Annotated in this window: 13 protein-coding genes and 1 tRNA gene; 8 read left to right on the forward strand and 6 right to left on the reverse strand. The window is 64.3% G+C overall.

The genetic code is table 11. From position 1 onward, the window contains the following. Nucleotides 1-51: 51 nt before the first annotated feature. The 4 genes from otsB to aroA all read right to left on the reverse strand — a co-directional run bounded on the left by otsB (nt 52) and on the right by aroA (nt 4,877). Nucleotides 52-792 (reverse strand): trehalose-phosphatase, encoded by a 741-nt coding sequence (otsB, locus tag J2R99_RS08090; protein WP_307153920.1) that lies wholly within the window; start codon nt 790-792, stop codon nt 52-54. Nucleotides 793-964: 172 nt separating this feature from the next. Beyond that, the gene (gene rpsA / locus J2R99_RS08095; protein ID WP_307153921.1) at nt 965-2,683 is read right to left on the reverse strand and encodes a 30S ribosomal protein S1; all 1,719 of its coding nucleotides are present in this window, start codon (nt 2,681-2,683) and stop codon (nt 965-967) included. A gap of 188 nt (nt 2,684-2,871) precedes the next feature. Continuing rightward, nucleotides 2,872-3,531 carry a (d)CMP kinase gene (gene cmk / locus J2R99_RS08100; RefSeq protein WP_307153922.1) on the reverse strand — a complete coding sequence of 220 codons (660 nt, stop codon included), beginning with the start codon at nt 3,529-3,531 and terminating at the stop codon, nt 2,872-2,874. Beyond that, nucleotides 3,528-4,877, reverse strand: a complete 1,350-nt coding sequence (gene aroA / locus J2R99_RS08105) for a 3-phosphoshikimate 1-carboxyvinyltransferase (protein WP_307153923.1) — start codon at nt 4,875-4,877, stop codon at nt 3,528-3,530. Before aroA ends, cmk begins: the two co-directional genes overlap by 4 nt. Before the next feature lie 209 nt (nt 4,878-5,086). Here aroA and J2R99_RS08110 point away from each other — a divergent pair, with 209 nt between their 5' ends. The 5 genes from J2R99_RS08110 to J2R99_RS08130 all read left to right on the forward strand — a co-directional run bounded on the left by J2R99_RS08110 (nt 5,087) and on the right by J2R99_RS08130 (nt 10,000). Next, nucleotides 5,087-5,518, forward strand: a complete 432-nt coding sequence (locus J2R99_RS08110) for a TIGR02300 family protein (protein WP_307153924.1) — start codon at nt 5,087-5,089, stop codon at nt 5,516-5,518. Nucleotides 5,519-5,686: 168 nt separating this feature from the next. Then, nucleotides 5,687-5,762, forward strand: a tRNA-Ala gene (locus tag J2R99_RS08115). A gap of 224 nt (nt 5,763-5,986) precedes the next feature. Next, a complete protein-coding gene (locus J2R99_RS08120; RefSeq protein ID WP_307153925.1) occupies nt 5,987-7,573 on the forward strand; it encodes an ABC-F family ATP-binding cassette domain-containing protein in 1,587 nt (528 codons plus the stop codon). A 42-nt stretch (nt 7,574-7,615) separates the two neighbouring features. Next, nucleotides 7,616-8,173 carry an AAA family ATPase gene (locus tag J2R99_RS08125; RefSeq protein ID WP_370872298.1) on the forward strand — a complete coding sequence of 186 codons (558 nt, stop codon included), beginning with the start codon at nt 7,616-7,618 and terminating at the stop codon, nt 8,171-8,173. Between the two features lie 351 nt (nt 8,174-8,524). Further along, nucleotides 8,525-10,000: a methyl-accepting chemotaxis protein gene (locus tag J2R99_RS08130; RefSeq protein WP_307153926.1), complete on the forward strand. Its 1,476-nt coding sequence runs from the start codon at nt 8,525-8,527 to the stop codon at nt 9,998-10,000. 8 nt (nt 10,001-10,008) lie between these two features. Here J2R99_RS08130 and hutC read toward each other — a convergent pair whose 3' ends face one another. Both hutC and J2R99_RS08140 read right to left on the reverse strand, forming a co-directional pair. Next, a complete protein-coding gene (gene hutC, locus J2R99_RS08135; RefSeq protein WP_307153927.1) occupies nt 10,009-10,740 on the reverse strand; it encodes a histidine utilization transcriptional repressor HutC in 732 nt (243 codons plus the stop codon). Beyond that, entirely contained in the window at nt 10,737-12,089 is a 1,353-nt protein-coding gene (locus J2R99_RS08140; protein ID WP_307153928.1) for a formimidoylglutamate deiminase, read from the reverse strand. The genes hutC and J2R99_RS08140 overlap by 4 nt, the downstream gene beginning before the upstream one ends. Nucleotides 12,090-12,148: 59 nt before the next feature. Here J2R99_RS08140 and hutI point away from each other — a divergent pair, with 59 nt between their 5' ends. Genes hutI through hutG form a run of 3 tightly spaced genes read left to right on the forward strand, consistent with a single transcriptional unit; the run spans nt 12,149 to nt 15,723 of the window. Then, complete coding sequence (hutI, locus tag J2R99_RS08145; protein ID WP_307153929.1) at nt 12,149-13,378, forward strand: imidazolonepropionase; 1,230 nt, start codon at nt 12,149-12,151, stop codon at nt 13,376-13,378. Further along, nucleotides 13,375-14,916, forward strand: a complete 1,542-nt coding sequence (gene hutH, locus J2R99_RS08150) for a histidine ammonia-lyase (RefSeq protein ID WP_307153930.1) — start codon at nt 13,375-13,377, stop codon at nt 14,914-14,916. The genes hutI and hutH overlap by 4 nt, the downstream gene beginning before the upstream one ends. A 3-nt stretch (nt 14,917-14,919) precedes the next feature. Beyond that, complete coding sequence (hutG, locus tag J2R99_RS08155; RefSeq protein ID WP_307153931.1) at nt 14,920-15,723, forward strand: N-formylglutamate deformylase; 804 nt, start codon at nt 14,920-14,922, stop codon at nt 15,721-15,723.

The following is a 15,723-nucleotide window of genomic DNA, read 5'->3' on the forward strand; positions in this document are numbered from 1 at the left end:
TTTCGGCAGAACCCCCGAACTGCGTCTTAAGTTCCTTTTGTCACGCACTTTTCATTGGCGTGCGACGGCGTCGAGCCAGCGATGAACCGCGGCGACGTCGTCCAGGCGATATTTGGCGGCCGTCTCTCCCGAACCGACCTTGATGCCGAAGCCTCCGGCCGATGCGACCCATTCAAAGCCGTCCTCGTCGGTGGTGTCATCGCCGATGAAAACCGCCTTGCGGCCGGAGAAGGGATCGCGCTGCATCAGCTTTGCGATCGCCTTGCCCTTGTCGACGCCCGAGGGGCGGATTTCGACGATCGCATGGCCTTTGACGAGCCGCAGATCCGAACAGCCCGCCACCGCCTCCTCGCCGAGCCTCTCGGCGCGGTCCGCCTCTTCCGGCGCGGTGCGGTAATGCACGACGAGCGCCGTCTCCTTGTCTTCGATGCGGAGCTTGTCGCCCGGGCCGATCTCCGCCTGGAGCCGCTCACGGGCCGTGGCGAGATCTTCAGGCGGCGGGGCCGTGACGACTTCGCCGCCGGCCGTGTAGCGCACTTCCTGACCGTGCACGCCGGCCGCCGGAAAGGCGAGCGGAGAGAGAAAACGGTCGATGGAGGAAAGAGCCCGCCCGCTGATGAGGGCGACGGCGCCGCCCTGGCGTTCTTCCAACGCGCTCAGGCGCTCAAGCGTGCCGGGTTCCAGAGTAATCCCGTCGGGATCGTCTGCAAAACCGACGAGCGTACCGTCGAAATCGAGGAAGAGTGCGTGGAGGGTCTTGTCGAGAAAGGGTGGTTTCGAAAGATCGCCCATGGCCAATGGGTAGCGTGTTTGGGCAACTGCGTCAAATTTGGTTGCGCTGCAGCAAAGGATTGACTGTGCTCCGGCCACGAAAAAACCCGCGGCCAGGAAGGCCGCGGGTCGATTTCTTGAACCGGTCTTAAAACCGGCAAGTAGTTGTCGACAAAGGGCTTATTCGGCGCCCTTAATTTTTTTCCTCGGCGTTGCGCTTCTTCAGCGCGGCACCCAGGATGTCGCCGAGCGAAGCACCGGAATCGGTCGAACCGTACTGGGCCACCGCTTCCTTCTCTTCGGCGATCTCCAGCGCCTTGATCGACAGCGCGATGCGACGCGCCTTCTTGTCGATGTTGGTGACGCGGGCATCGACCTTCTCGCCGGTGGCGAAACGCTCCGGCCGCTGCTCGGAGCGGTCACGCGACAGCTCGGCGCGACGGATGAAGGCGGTCATCTCGGTATCGGCGATCTTCACCTCGATACCGGAATCCTTCACCTCGACGATCTCGCCGGTGACGATGGCGCCCTTGCGGATGCCCTCGACGGCCTCGGCGAACGGATCGCCCTCGACCTGCTTGATGCCGAGCGAGATGCGCTCCTTGTCGACGTCGACTTCCAGGACGACGGCCTTGACCATCTCGCCCTTCTTGTACTCCTCCATCGCCTCTTCGCCCTGGCGGTCCCAGGAGAGGTCGGAGAGGTGCACCATGCCGTCGACGTCGTTGTCGAGGCCGAGGAACAGGCCGAACTCGGTCTTGTTCTTGACTTCGCCTTCGACGAGCGTGCCAACCGGATGGTTGTCGGCGAACTCTTCCCAAGGATTGCCCATGGCCTGCTTGAGGCCGAGCGAGATGCGACGCTTCTGAGGATCGACCTCGAGCACCATCACCTCGACCTCCTGAGAGGTGGAGACGATCTTGCCCGGATGGACGTTCTTCTTGGTCCAGCTCATCTCGGAGACGTGGATCAGGCCTTCGATGCCCGGCTCCAGCTCCACGAAGGCGCCGTAATCGGTGATGTTGGTGACGCGGCCGGTGAACTTGGCGTTGACCGGATACTTCACCTCGATGCCTTCCCAGGGATCCGCCTCGAGCTGCTTCATGCCGAGCGAGATACGGAAGGTCTCCGGATTGATGCGGATGATCTGCACCTTCACCGTCTCGCCGATCGCCAGGATCTCGGAGGGGTGATTGACGCGCCGCCATGCCATGTCGGTGACATGCAGGAGGCCGTCGATGCCGCCGAGATCGACGAAGGCACCGTATTCGGTGATGTTCTTGACCACGCCGTCGACGACCTGGCCTTCCTTCAGCTTGGCGACGAGCTCCGAGCGTTGCTCGGCGAGCGTGTCCTCAAGCACGGACCGGCGGGAGACGACGATGTTGCCGCGCCGCTTGTCCATCTTCAGGATGCGGAAGGGCTGCGGCGTCTGCATCAAGGGGCCGACATCCTTCACCGGGCGCACATCGACCTGGGAGCGCGGCAGGAACGCCACGGCACCGTCGAGATCGACGGTGAAGCCGCCCTTCACCTGGTTGAAGATCTGTCCCGTAACGGTGTCGTTCTTCTCGAAGCTCTCTTCAAGACGAACCCAGCTCTCCTCGCGACGCGCCTTCTCGCGCGACAGCATGGCCTCGCCGAGCGCGTTTTCCACGCGCTCCAGATAGACCTCGACCCGGTCGCCCGGCTTCAGCTCTCCGTCGCGACCACGCACGCCGAATTCCTTCAGCGGCACCCGGCCTTCAACTTTCAGGCCGACATCGATAACGGCCATGTCCTTTTCGATGGCGACCACAGTCCCATCGACAACCGTGCCCTCCTGGACATCGGCATCGGCAAAGGATTGTTCGAGTAGGGCCGCAAAATCTTCACGGCTCGGCTGCGGGACAGCCTGTTGCATACTGGCCATTCATGCTCCTGTTAGGGCCCGCATCTTCGGGCGGCTCTTCGGCTCGCCTGCGGGTCACAGCGCCATCGGTTCGTGTTGCTCTGGCCGTTTCTTCCCCCGCATCGAAGCGGTTGGCGCATAGGGACGAAACGGCGCGGTTCGCCGCGCGCCGTCTTAACGATCCCCCAGATAGCCCGAAAGGCACACCCTCAAGAAGGGCATGCCTCGTTACGGGCCGAAACGGCTCGATCAATAATCGCGACAGCTGCGCGGAATGCCGCTTCTATAGTCATTGCGCTGGTATCGATCAAGTGGGCGTCGTCTGCTGGGCGAAGCGGCGAATCAGCTCGCTGCATATCGCGCGCGTCGCGCCGCTTCAGATCTTCAAGCACGGCTTCGAAGTCGACATCCTGTCCGCGGCCGCGCAATTCCTCGGTGCGGCGACGCGCCCGTTCCTCGGGCTTCGCCGTCACGAAAAGCTTGGCGACGGCATCGGGACAGACGACCGTGCCGATGTCGCGCCCGTCGAGCACGGCGCCGGGCAGCTCGGCCGCGAAGCGCCGCTGACGGTCCACGAGGGCGCGGCGGAGCTCGCCCATGACGGCGATTTTCGAGGCTGCCTCGCCGATATCGTGCGCGGCAAGGCGGTCGCGCTCCATCGTCGAAAGATCGAGCCGCGAGGCCGCGGCGACCGCTGCGGCGACATCCGGCTCGTCTTCGCCCGAAGCCAGAAGCTCAGCCGCCACGGCGCGATAGGTGAGGCCAGTGTCGAGATGGCGCAGGCCATAATGGGCGGCGAGCCTGCGGGCGAGAGTTCCCTTGCCGGAGGCGGCGGGACCGTCGATGGCGATGATGAGGGGCTCGCTCATGACAGGACGGCCTCCGCATCGATGAGATCGGCGCCGAGCTTTCTCAAAATATTCTCAAAACTCGGGAAGCTCGTGGCGATCATGTTGGCGTCGTCGACGGTCACCGGCTTTTCCGCCACGAGGCCCAGAACGAGGAAGCTCATGGCGATGCGGTGATCGAGATGGGTGGTGACGGTGGCGCCGCCCGGCACCTTTCCGCCGGTGACGACGAGGCTTGCCTCGCCCTCTTCGCAGACGACGCCGTTCGCCGCGAGGCCGGCGGCGACGGCGGCGAGACGATCGGATTCCTTGACGCGCAGTTCCTCAAGCCCGTGCATGATCGTCTTTCCTTCGGCACAGGCGGCGGCGATGGCAAGGATCGGATATTCGTCGATCATCGACGGGGCGCGTTCGGCCGGGACCGTGATGCCTTTGAGGCGCGAGGTGCGCGCCCGCACATCGCCTAAGCGCTCGCCCCCGGTCTCGCGCTCGTTCTCGATCGAAATATCGGCGCCCATTTCCTGAAGCACATTCAAGAGGCCGGTGCGGCGCTCGTTGAGAAGAACGCCTTCCACGACGAGATCGGAATCGGGGCAGATGAGGCCGGCGACGATCAGGAAGGCGGCGGAGCTCGGGTCCGACGGGACTTCGATCGGCTGCGCCTCGAGCTCGGGCAGGCCCTCGAGGCGGATCACCGCTTCGCCCGACGCCGTCATGTTCACCTCGATATCGGCGCCAAATCCTTTGAGCATCTTTTCGGTGTGGTCGCGCGTCGGCACGGGTTCGATCACCGTCGTGGTGCCGGCGATGTTGAGGCCGGCGAGAAGGACGGCCGATTTCACCTGAGCCGAGGGGACGGGAACGCGGTATTCGATGGGTGCCATCGGCGCGGCGCCCTTGATCGTCAAAGGCAGACGGTCGCCCGAGCGCGCGATCACTTCTGCACCCATCTCACGCAGCGGGTCGAGGATGCGGCCCATCGGCCGGCGCGACAACGAGGCATCGCCGAGGAAGGTCGTGGCGAAGGGGTGGGCGCCGGCAAGAGCCATGGTGAGGCGTACGCCCGTGCCGGCATTGCCGAAGTCGAGAGCGGTCTCAGGCTCCAAAAAACCGCCGGTGCCGAGGCCGTTTACGCTCCATTCGCCGTTGGAATGCCGCTCGACCTTGGCGCCGAAGCCGCGCATCGCCGCAGCCGTGGCGAGGACATCGGCCGCTTCCAGCAGGCCCGTGATCCTGGTCTCGCCGAGAGCGAGCGCCCCGAACATCAAGGCGCGGTGCGAGATGGACTTGTCGCCGGGCACTGTGACGCGGCCTGAAAGGCCGGACGAGGCGCACGCCGTCGACGGGCGTGGAACGGCTTCCGACATGGACGATGTCCTCACGTGATGCTGCAACAAGGGTGCTCTCTGGGGTGCTTTTAGGGCATGCCCAGGCGCCCTCCCGTTAGCATCCTCCCCGGCGGGGGTCATCCCCGCCAGCGCCCCACGCGATACAGATGCACAGAGAAGGCGTTTGACAGGGGCAGCACCGGCCGTTAGTGGGACCGCGATTTTCTGACATTCGAGGATTAGCCGACGTGGCCAAGCCAGAACTTGGAACCAAACGCGTTTGCCAGGAATGCGGCACCAAGTATTACGACCTCAATCGTGATCCTATTGTGTGCCCGCATTGCGGCACCGTCTATGAGCTGTCCGCCCGCGAAAAGGCGGCAGAAGCGGCCGCGGCCGAGCAGGAAGAAGAGGTCGAGGACGTCGTCGAAGCGGAAGACGACGAGGAGGAGGACGTGGATGTCGTCTCCCTCGAAGAGGCCGAGGACGAGGAAGAAGGCGAGACCGCCAAGTCGACATCTTCCGATGACGACAGCGATGACGAGGACGTTCCGGAGATCGACGACGACGGGTTGGAGATCGACGGCGACGACGATGACACCTTCCTCGACGACGATGAGGACGGCGATGAGGACGTCTCCGACATCCTCGGTGACGTCGACGAAGACGAGGAGCGCTGAGGCGCTTCAAAATTCGCGTTTTTCGGGACTTGCAAAACGTCAAAGTCGCGCATAGTTTCCGCCCGCTTCGGTCGGAGGGGTTTTCCTCCCCGGCCGGACAAGGCTCCCGCCTCCGAGGCGGAAGTCTGAAGGCCGATCTTTTCGTTTGATCGGTCGTTCCCAAAGAATGGGGCCGTAGCTCAGTTGGGAGAGCGCGTGAATGGCATTCACGAGGTCAGGGGTTCGATTCCCCTCGGCTCCACCATTTTTCGATGTGATTCTCTTGTGAGCGCTTCGTCGCCTCCGCTCTTGCCGAATCGGCCGCGCGGGAGGCGGCTTTGAGAATCCCCCCGAACGTTTTCGGGGAACCTGGATCGCGGGCATCGCCGGTTTTGCCTGCCTGATCTCGACAGGATAGGAGCTGCTTCGACATGGACAAAAATCTCGCTGTTTTCGCCCTTCCGGTCTCGCTGCGAGAAGTCCGTTTCCATGTCCGTTTTCCTCACCCTTTCCAATCTCTCCTGGTCCAGGCCTGACGGCGCGCCGCTTCTCTGTGACCTGAATCTGCGACTTGGCCGTGAGCGCGTCGGCATCGTCGGGCGCAACGGCATCGGCAAGACGACCCTCCTGCGGCTCGTTGCCGGCGAATTGCGCCCCGTCTCGGGTCATGTCGACGTCCACGGCACGATCGGTCTGATGCGCCAGGAGATGGCGGTCGCTGCCGGTGAGACGATCGCGGATTTTTTCGGGCAGGGCGCGGCCGTGGACCTGGTCGATCGCGCCGAAGCCGGCTTTGCCGAGCTCGACGAGCTCGTTCAGGCCGATTGGACGATTGCCGAGCGCATCAGAAACGCACTCTCCCGCTGCGGTCTCGATGCCGATCCGCGCACGCCTCTCATGGCGCTTTCGGGAGGCGAGCGGACGCGCGTCGCTCTTGCCGCTCTGGTGTTCGAGACGCCGGATCTCCTGCTTCTCGACGAGCCGACGAACAATCTCGACCGGGCGGGACGGCAGGCGGTGATCGAGCTCATCCGAAGCTGGGGGAGCGGCGCCATCATCGTCAGCCATGACCGCGAGCTTCTCGGGGAGATGGATGCGATCGTGGAGCTGTCGCAGTTCGGAGCGGTGCGCTACGGCGGAAATTACAGCGCCTTCAGGGCGCAGAAGGCTACTGAGACGGAGGCCGCCGAGCGCGAGCTGGCGGATGCGGAGAAAGGTCTTGCCGAGACGAGGCGACGTGCGCAGCAGGCGGCGGAGCGCAAGGCCCGCACGGACAGCCGGGGACGAAAGTCCCGCGCCAGGGGAGATCAGCCCAAGATCTTGATGGATGCAGCAAAGGAGCGGGCCGAGGCGACAGGCGGGGCAAATGCGCGCCTGCGCGATGCACGGCTTCAGACGGCGAAGGACGCGCTTGCCGAGGCGCGGGCGTCCGTCGAGATCCTGCGGCCCTTGTCCATGGAGCTTGCGCCGACTGGTTTGCCCCGCGGCAAGACGGTCTTGCGGGTCGATGCGGTGACGGGCGGGTATGATCCGGCAAGGCCGGTCATCTGCGATTTTTCCATGACGATCACCGGGCCTGAGCGTGTCGCGATCGCCGGGCCGAACGGTTCTGGCAAAACCACACTGGTCAAATTGATTACCGGGCGGCTAGAGCCGCAAAAGGGACATGTCGATCTTGCGGTGCCGTTCGCGTTTCTCGACCAGCATGTGAGCCTGCTGCGTCCCGGCCTCTCGTTGCGGGAGAATTTCCGTCGCCTGAACCCGGAGGCGGACGAGAACCAATGTCGCGCGGCCCTGGCGCGGTTTCGGTTTCGGGCGGAAGATGCGCTGCAGGAGGCGGGGAGCCTGAGCGGGGGCGAGCGCCTGCGCGCCGGTCTCGCCTGCACCATCGGCCAGGCCGAGCCGCCCGGCCTTCTCGTTCTGGACGAGCCGACGAACCATCTCGATTTCGATGCGCTTCAAGCCCTCGAGAGCGCGCTTGAGGCTTATGACGGCGCGCTCATCGTCGTCAGCCACGACACGACATTTCTTGCGCGGCTCGGCCTCGACCGGACCGTCGAACTCGGCGGGGAATGAGCGATCTCACGCTGGTTTCGAACCCGATGACAATTGGACAGGATGAGAGAGACTTTGGCTCTTTGCGATCATATGTTCGTCGTGACCGGCGGCCCTGGCTCCGGAAAAACCGCCTTGATTGAAGCCCTCGCGGCCGCGGGGCCGCGGACCATGCCGGAGGCGGGACGCGCGATTATCCGCGATCAGGTTCAAATCGGCGGTTCCGCTCTGCCCTGGGCGGACCGGAGCTCCTTTGCGGAGCTTATGCTCTCTTGGGAATTGCGCTCGCATCGCGAGGCGCTCGCCCTTTCCGGCCCGGTCGTGATGGATCGGGGCGTGCCGGATGTGATGGGCTATCTGCGCCTGTGCGGCCTCAGCGTGCCGCAGCATGTGCAACACGCTGCTGAGCTCTTCCGGTACAATCGCCGTGTGTTTCTTGCGCCCTGGTGGCCCGAGATCTTCGCTCAGGACGAGGAGCGCAAGCAGGACCCCGCAGAAGCGCGGGAAACGGGCGCGGTGATGGAACGAACCTATTCAGACCTCGGCTACGAGATCGTGCGCCTGCCTTACGCCAGCATCGAGGACCGTGCGGCCTTCGTGCTCGAATGCATCGCCACGTGAGGGCGGTGTGTTTTCGGAAGCGCGCCGGCCTTTGAGGCGCGCAGCGTTCGAGCCGAAGGGTCGTTCCCGCTTTCGTGCGATCGTCTTGGCTGGGTTTTCTCGCTCGGGTCCGCTCTCCGTGTCGCGCCGACATGCTTTTCTGGCGTCTCCCGGGCACAAGAAGAATGACCAGTTTTGAAATCACGCGGAAAGGCTGGGGAGTTCTGTAAGAAGGATTTCTGAGACTATTAGAAGTTTTGCGCGTGCGCGTGATGCAAGCTGTGCGCAAGGTATTCGATATATTCGCTGTCGATCTTCTACATCTTTATGCGCGCCTTGGTCGGAAGCGCTGAGGGGGGTCTTGGGGAGACTATGCTGCGTTCTGCCAAAGCCAAGAATGCCGAACTGATCGTGGAGGCTCTCGATCGTTCGCTCGCCATCATCGAATTTACGCCGAGTGGGGAGATCCTCACGGCCAATCGAAACTTCCTCGATTGTGTCGGCTACGAACTCAGCGAGATCGTCGGGAGACATCATTCGATGTTTGTCGATTCGATCTATCGGCAGAGTGAGGCGTACGAGCAGTTCTGGCGCGATCTGGCGGCCGGCAAGTTCATTCAGTCGGAGTTCAAGCGTGTCGGCAAGTCGGGCGCGCGTATCTGGTTGCAGGCGACCTACAATCCCGTCGTGGCGAAGGGAAAGGTCGTCAAGATCGTCAAACTTGCGACCGACATCACCGAAAAGAAGCTGCAGACGGAGACCGATGCGGCGTGGCTTTCCGCCCTCAACCGCTCACAAGCGGTCATTCAATTCGATCTCTTCGGGACGATCGTCCACGCCAATGCGAATTTCCTGGAGGCGACCGGTTATTCTCTTGAGGAGCTCGTCGGCAAACATCACTCGATGTTCCTGGAAGCCCAGGAGCGCGAGAGCGCGGATTATCGCCAGTTCTGGAAAGCGCTGCGCAAGGGTGAATTTCAGGCGGCCGAATACCGCCGCTTCGGCAAGGGCGGCCGAGAGATCTGGATCCAGGCGACCTACAATCCGATTTTCGACGAGAATGGCGAGGTCTGCGGCGTGGTGAAATTCGCCACCGAGACCAACCGGGTCAAGGAGCGTCTGGAGCGGGAAGCCATTCAGAAGTCAATCGACGTCGATCTGGAGGCGATCCTCAAGGAGATCACTGACGCCAGCCACCAGGCGACATCGGCGGCCAGTGCGTCCACACAGACCTCCACCAACGTGCAGGCCGTCGCTTCGGGTGCCGAGGAGTTCGCCGCCTCGATCGAGGACATCGGTCGGCAGGTAGGTCATGCGCTGGAGATCACGGCAGCCGCCGTCGGCAAGGGCGATCGCGCCAATTCCATCGTCGGCGGGTTGTCGGAAGTGACCCAGAGGATCGGCGACTTCGTCGGTCTCATCAACAGCATCGCCGCCCAGACGAACCTTCTTGCCCTCAATGCGACGATCGAGGCCGCGCGTGCCGGCGAGGCCGGAAAGGGCTTTGCCGTCGTCGCCTCCGAGGTGAAGCATCTCGCGGGTCAGACCGCCAAGGCGACGGACGACATCACCACGCAGATCGCGGCCGTTCAGGCGGTTACGGGCGAGGCGGCGGATGCGTTGAAGGAGATCACGGCGCTGGTCAGTGAGATCAACACCATCTCCATCAGCATCTCTTCGTCGATGGAGGAGCAGTCCGCCGTGACCCGCGACATGGCCTCGAATATGGAGACGGCGTCCTTCGGCGTTACCACGATCACGGACAACATGGCCGCGATCGCGGCGGCGACGCAAGGCGTGCGAAACTCCACCTATCAGGTCCGCGAAGCCTCCCGGAAGATCGCCTGAAGATTGCCCTAGGCTCCCTGGCGGAAGCGACCGGATAAGATGTGGCTGGAGCCCGGATAGACGAAATTTGCAAACGTGATCATGGTCGTGCCGCGCCAGGTGCGGCGCTCGACGCTGAGGCAGGGCTCGTCGGCTGCGACATGAAGCAGACCACCCGCCGTGCTGCCGGCGCGGATGGCGGCGATGCGGTGCTCGCCTTCGGTGTAGGAGACGTTTTCCAGAAGCCAGGGGCCCGGCGGAATATCCTCGAACGGGATGCCGCGGGCTTCCGGTACGATGGTGAGATTGATCCAGCGGTCTTCGAGCGCGGCAGGCTTTGAACTCGCGAAATGCCGGCAGTGGAGATGCAGGATCGGCGTTTCCGCCGCCACGCCCGTGGCAAGGCTCATCGCCGCGGAGACGCGCGCTTCCTGGCGCTGCATCAATTCGTAACCGTAATCTTCGCCGCGGGCTTCGATTTCGTGGCGGATGTCGCCGATCGAGGTGACCGCGTGTTCGCCGGCGCGCGGAGCGACGAAGCTGCCGACGCGACGTCGGCGGGCGATCAGCCCCTGATCGGCAAGGGCCCGAAGCGCCCGGTTCACCGTCATGCGCGAGGCGCCGAAGGTTTCCATCAGGCTGATTTCCGGAGGAATGCGCTTTCCCGGCTGCCAGCTGCCTGAAAGGATCGGATCGGCGATCGCCCGGCGGATCTGGTCGTGCAGCGGTCCCTCTCCGTCGAGCTTCAACTCCGCCGTCATGCGACGAGCTGGCGCATCGTGGCGGCAAAACGCTGCCGGATTTCGGTGCGGGCGATATGGCGGCCGGCTTCGACCTTTTTCTCGCCACCGACATAGACATCGGCGATACCGGCCGGGCCGCCGGCAAAAATGTAGCTGTCGAGAAGCTGATCGTCCTCACGCCCGACGAGTGTCGGATGGTCCTGATCAAGAACCACGATATCGGCGCGGCATCCGACTTCGAGACGCCCGATCGGACGGGCAAGCGCCTGGGCGCCGCCTGTCGCAGCGCCCTCGTAGAGCCGGCGGCCGGTGGAGAGGGCGGGCTCGCCGAGCACGTTTCTCGCGCGCTCCTTGAGGCGCTGCGAATATTCCAGCATGCGCAGTTCCTCTGCCGCGCTGATGAGGACATTGCTGTCGCTGCCGACGCCGAAGGCGCCCGAGGCAGACAGAAAACGGGTGCCGTCGAAAATGCCGTCGCCGAGGCTCGCTTCGGTGATCGGGCAGAGGCCCGCCACCGCCCCCGATCGCGCCAAGCCTTCGGTTTCTTCCGGCAGCATATGCGTGGCGTGGATGAGGCACCAGCGGCGGTCGAGCGCCACATTGTCGAGGAGCCATTCGACCGGACGTGCGCCAAGGGCCGCCACGCATTCCTCGACCTCTTTCGTCTGTTCGGCGGCGTGGATGTGGAACGGGCCGTCGGAAGAAAGTGTCAGAACGTCGTTGAAGATCTCCGGCCTGATGGCGCGCAGCGAATGCGGGGCGATGCCGATACGCGCATCGGGGACCCTCTCAAGATGGGCGCGGGAGGCTTCGAGAAGGCGGGCGAAGCGTTCCGGGTCGTTGCCGAAGCGAAGCTGCGCCGGGCTCAGCGGCTCGCCGGCAAAGCCGTTCTCGCCATAAAAGACGGGGAGGAGCGTCAGGCCGATGCCGGTTGCCCGCGCCGCTTCGACGATGCGGCCGGCCATTTCGGCGATGTCGTTATAGGCGGACCCGCCCGGCGCATGGTGGAGATAGTGAAATTCGCCGAGCGCCGTGAAGCCGCCTTCGAGCATTTCCACGCAGGCCTGAGCGGCGATCGCCTCAACGTCGTCCGGCGTCAGGCGCTCCAGGAAGGAATACATCACCTCGCGCCAGGTCCAGAAGGAATCGGCCCTCTCGCCGCGCCGTTCGGCAAGCCCCGCCATGCCGCGCTGGAAGCAATGGCTGTGCAGGTTCGGCAGGCCGGGGAGGGCGACGCCGAGGGCCACGCCGCCATCTCGTTGACCCGTCTCGATTTTTGCGATGGCGCCATCGTCGGCGACGTCGATCACAACATTCTCGGCCCAACCGGTCGGCAACAGAGCCTTATCGAAACGGAGCTTGATCATCGGCATTATCCTCGCTAGTCCTTATTTGTATAGACAAATGATGAGAGCGAGGGAAGAGCTTGGCTGAACCTGTCGATCGTCTCTGGCGCAACGCGCGCATCGCCACGCTGGAACCCGGATCGGGCGCCGAATCTGGTGATGGCGCGCTTGGCATCATCGAAGGTGGCGCGCTCGCCGCGAAAGACGGCAAGATCGTCTTCGTCGGCCGCGAGAGCGAGATGCCCACCGTCGCCGCCCAAGAAACGTTCGATTGCGAGGGGCGGTTCATTCTTCCGGGCCTCATCGACTGTCACACGCATCTCGTTCATGGCGGCAACCGCGCCGCGGAATGGGAAATGCGGCTGAAGGGCGAGAGCTATGAGGCGATCGCCAAGGCCGGCGGCGGTATCGTCTCAACCGTGTCCGCGACGCGGGCCGCTTCGGAAGACGATCTCGTCCAATCGGCGCTGCCGCGCCTCGACACGCTCCTTGCCGAGGGCGTGACCACGATCGAGGTGAAATCCGGCTACGGCCTCAATCCGGACGACGAAGTGAAGATGCTGCGGGCCGCAGGCCGGCTCGCAGAGCTCCGGGACGTCGATGTGGTGCGCACATTCTTGGGTGCGCATGCGCTGCCGCCGGAAGCGGAAGGCGACAAGGACGCCTATATCTCGCAAGTCTGCGAGCAGCAGCTGCCGCAGGTGGCGGCGGAAAAGCTCGCCGATGCGGTCGACGGCTTCTGCGAGGGGATCGCCTTCTCGCCGGAGCAGATCGCCAAAGTCTTTGCTGCCGCCAAAGGCTTCGGCCTGCCGCTGCGCCTCCATGCCGAACAGCTTTCCGATCTCGGCGGGGCGGCACTTGCCGCAAGCTATGGTGCGCTGTCGGCCGACCATCTTGAATATCTGGGCGATGACGGCATTGCCGCGATGGCCAAGGCGGGCACGGTCGCCGTGCTCTTGCCCGGCGCCTATTACTTCCTGCGCGAAAAACAATCGCCGCCGGTTGCGGCCTTGCGCAAGGCGGGCGTGCCGATCGCGATCGCGACCGATTGCAATCCCGGCACCTCGCCGATGACTTCGTTGACCCTCACCATGAACATGGCCTGCACGCTCTTCCGTCTCACTCCGGAAGAGGCGATCGCCGGCGTTACCCGCGAAGCCGCAAAGGCGCTTGGGCGCGCGGCGCGGATCGGCACACTGGCCGAAGGAAAGGATTGCGATCTTGCGATTTTCGACATCGAGCATCCGGCGGAGCTTGCCTACCGCATCGGCTTCAATCCGCTCTGGCAGCGTGTGAGGCAGGGACGATGACACAGCTCACTTTGACGCCCGGCGCCGTCACGCTCGCCGAACTTGAACGCCTTTACCGCGACGGTCTCGATGCGGAGCTCGACCGCGCCTGCCGTCCGGCCGTCGAAGCCTCGCAGGCCCAAGTCGAAGCGGCTGCTGCCGGCGAGGCCGCCGTCTATGGCATCAATACGGGCTTCGGGAAGCTCGCCTCGACGCGTATTGCCCCCGCCGACACGGCGCAGCTGCAGCGCAATCTCATCCTGTCGCATTGTTGCGGCGTGGGCGAGGCGCTGCCCGCGCCGATCGTGCGGCTGATGATGGCGCTGAAGCTTCTGTCGCTCGGACGCGGCGCGTCCGGCGTGCGCTGGGAGATCATCGCCTGCCTGGAAGCGATGATGGCGAAGAACGTCGTTCCCGTCGTGCCGCGGCAGGGCTCGGTCGGCGCCTCCGGCGATCTTGCGCCGCTCGCCCATATGACGGCCGTGATGATCGGCGAGGGCGAAGCCATTTATGACGGAACGCGCATGGAAGGCGGCGCGGCCATGCGGGCGGCCGGGCTTCAGCCCGTCGTGCTCGGCCCGAAGGAAGGCCTCGCGCTCATCAACGGCACGCAATGTTCGACCGCGATGGCGCTTGCGGGTCTCTTTGGCGCCTGGCGGGCGGGCCTCACCTCGCTCGTGACGGGCGCGCTTTCCACCGATGCGGCGATGGGCTCTGCCGCGCCCTTCCGCGAAGAAATGCACACGCTGCGCGGCCAGCCGGGGCAGATCGCGGCGGCGGCGACGCTGCGGGCGCTGATGGCCGATTCGGAAATCCGGGAATCGCACCGCGAGGGTGATGAACGCGTGCAGGATCCTTATTGCCTCAGATGTCAGCCGCAGGTTGCCGGCGCTTGTCTCGACCTCCTGCGCCAGGCCGGAAACACGCTCAGGATCGAGGCGAATGCGGCCACCGACAATCCGCTCGTTTTGACCGAGAGCGGCGACATCGTGTCGGGCGGCAATTTCCACGCCGAACCGGTGGCGTTCGCCGCCGATCAGATCGCGCTTGCCATCGCCGAGCTTGGTTCGATCGCACAGCGGCGCATCGCCATGCTGGTCAATCCGACGCTCTCCTTCGGACTGCCGGCGTTCCTGACGCCGAAGCCGGGTTTGAACTCGGGCTTCATGATCGCCGAGGTCACGGCGGCGGCGCTGATGAGCGAGAACAAGCAGCGTGCCAATCCCTGCTCCACCGATTCCACGCCGACGAGTGCCGACCAGGAAGACCATGTCTCCATGGCCGCCCACGGGGCGCGGCGGCTCGGCCCCATGAACCATAACCTTTCGCGTATCATCGGCATCGAATGGCTGGTGGCGGCGCAGGGCGTGGAGCTGCGTGCGCCGCTTCAAACCTCGCGCGCTTTGCAAAAGGCGTTGGCGCGGCTGCGTGATGCGGTGCCGGCGCTCGAGGATGATCGCTATCTTGCGCCCGATCTCGGTGCGGCGGCGGGCCTCGTGGAAGCGGGTGCGGCGCTTGAGGCATGCCGGGACGTGGCATTTCCCGATCTGGAGGGTTGATCCTTGCGCGATTTCATCACCGTCGGACGCGGCGGCTCACCGCTCATCCTGTCTTTTCCGCATACCGGTACGGCGATCCCGCCGGAGCTCGAGACGCGTCTCGTCAGCCGCGAGCGGGCCATCCTCGACACCGATTGGTGGATCGACCGGCTCTATGGCCCGATCGCCAAGCAGCTCGATGCAAGCATCGTCCACACCGTGATGTCGCGCAGCGTCATCGACGTCAATCGCGACCCGTCGGGCGCCTCGCTCTATCCCGGGCAGGCGACGACGGGGCTGGTGCCGAGCGAAACCTTTGACGGCGAGCCGCTTTATCGGCCCGGCGAAGAACCGGACGCGGCGGAGATCGACGTGCGGCGCGAAACCTGGTTCGCACCCTATCACGCAGCGCTCGAAGCAGAGATCGCCCGCGTGAAGAGCCGGCACGGCTTTGCCGTTCTCTATGATTGCCATTCCATCCGTTCCGTCATTCCGCGCCTCTTCGAAGGCGAATTGCCGGTCTTCAATATCGGCACCAATGAAGGGGCGAGCTGCGCGCCGGAAATGCAGGCGGCCGTCGCCGATATCTGCGCCGCCTCGGACTTTCCGAGCATCGTCAACGGCCGCTTCAAGGGCGGCTGGATCACGCGCCATTACGGCCAGCCGGACGAGCACGTGCACGCGCTGCAGATGGAGATCGCCTGCCGAGGCTACATGGACGAAGACCCCGTCGCCTGGAACGAGGAGAAGGCCGAGGCCTTGCGGTCCGTTCTGACGAAAGCCCTGACCGCCTTCCTCGTGGCGGCCAAAACCAAGGAACAGAGCTGA

The organism is Rhodopseudomonas julia (assembly GCF_030813515.1).
In the GTDB taxonomy this organism is placed as follows: Bacteria; Pseudomonadota; Alphaproteobacteria; order Rhizobiales; family Afifellaceae; genus Afifella; species Afifella julia.

Excerpts from the sequence above, each read along its gene's own strand:
- rpsA (WP_307153921.1), bottom strand. The coding sequence starts at position 2,683 with ATGGCCAGTATGCAACAGGCTGTCCCGCAGCCGAGCCGTGAAGATTTT.
- J2R99_RS08125 (WP_370872298.1), top strand. The coding sequence starts at position 7,616 with ATGAGAGAGACTTTGGCTCTTTGCGATCATATGTTCGTCGTGACCGGC.
- hutC (WP_307153927.1), bottom strand. The coding sequence starts at position 10,740 with ATGACGGCGGAGTTGAAGCTCGACGGAGAGGGACCGCTGCACGACCAG.
- hutH (WP_307153930.1), top strand. The coding sequence starts at position 13,375 with ATGACACAGCTCACTTTGACGCCCGGCGCCGTCACGCTCGCCGAACTT.
- otsB (WP_307153920.1), bottom strand. The coding sequence starts at position 792 with ATGGGCGATCTTTCGAAACCACCCTTTCTCGACAAGACCCTCCACGCA.
- J2R99_RS08140 (WP_307153928.1), bottom strand. The coding sequence starts at position 12,089 with ATGATCAAGCTCCGTTTCGATAAGGCTCTGTTGCCGACCGGTTGGGCC.
- aroA (WP_307153923.1), bottom strand. The coding sequence starts at position 4,877 with ATGTCGGAAGCCGTTCCACGCCCGTCGACGGCGTGCGCCTCGTCCGGC.
- cmk (WP_307153922.1), bottom strand. The coding sequence starts at position 3,531 with ATGAGCGAGCCCCTCATCATCGCCATCGACGGTCCCGCCGCCTCCGGC.
- J2R99_RS08130 (WP_307153926.1), top strand. The coding sequence starts at position 8,525 with ATGCTGCGTTCTGCCAAAGCCAAGAATGCCGAACTGATCGTGGAGGCT.
- J2R99_RS08120 (WP_307153925.1), top strand. The coding sequence starts at position 5,987 with ATGTCCGTTTTCCTCACCCTTTCCAATCTCTCCTGGTCCAGGCCTGAC.